Annotated in this window: 1 pseudogene; it reads right to left on the reverse strand. The window is 55.2% G+C overall.

Annotated features, from left to right (window positions below):
* Window positions 1–574: pseudogene (locus DVK06_RS16765) on the reverse strand (transcriptional regulator); the annotation flags it as partial.
* Window positions 575–799: the final 225 nt, after the last annotated feature.

Below are 799 nucleotides of genomic sequence, written 5' to 3' on the forward strand. Positions count from 1 at the left end.
GGAGAATATCGCCGTAGTAGTTGTGCAAGTACACTCGGTCGATCTCTGACCCACCAAGGACCACGTCGACGCTCTCAGACAGCGTTAGAACGTACTCGATAATCTCGTCGGCCTGGTCGCGCCGCGTCTCTCTGAAAGCCGCATTGAGACCGATTGCTATCGTCTGTTGAGGGTTGCTATAGCCCAATAGACGAGTGAACGCGAGAGCGTCCTCTAAGGCGCTCTGTGGCTGTCCCATCTCATCATGTCCCAACCGTCGCGCATACCGAATCAAGTCCCACAGAGCCCGTCTCTCGCCGGCGACAGCTCGTCGTGCAAGTTTCACGACTGACCCATCGACGTCAAACCCACAACTCGACAGTCGGTGTTCAAACTCGAGTATGTCGACACCGTCCGCCGCTGTTTGTAGTGCCTCGAGAAGCGCAAATTGACTCTCTGTCTCGTCGAAGATTACTCGATGAACCCGAAGGGCGGTCCAGTCTGTAAGCGAGACGTCCGCCTCGAGGTCAGTCGCAAAGCGAAGGCTTCGCTTCTCAGTCGGTTCGTGTGCCGTCGTATCGTCCGTATCGTACATTTAGTGTCGCTTTTGTGCGAACACTAACGCCGGGTGAAAATCCGATAATCCCATAAGCCCCAACCACATTGGTTGAGTTAGGACAACGGGCCACCCGCCCGCCGTGTCCGCGTAAGCATCCTTCGACGCCGATAGGAGCGAAGTCCTGGCAGACTCGTGTGCTCCCGGCGTCGTTTGATTCAACTAGTTCGCTAGTCACGACTATAGTTTATTAATCCACCTTCT

Origin of the sequence: Halorubrum sp. Atlit-28R (assembly GCF_003665955.1) — an archaeon.
Lineage (GTDB): Archaea > Halobacteriota > Halobacteria > Halobacteriales > Haloferacaceae > Halorubrum > Halorubrum tropicale.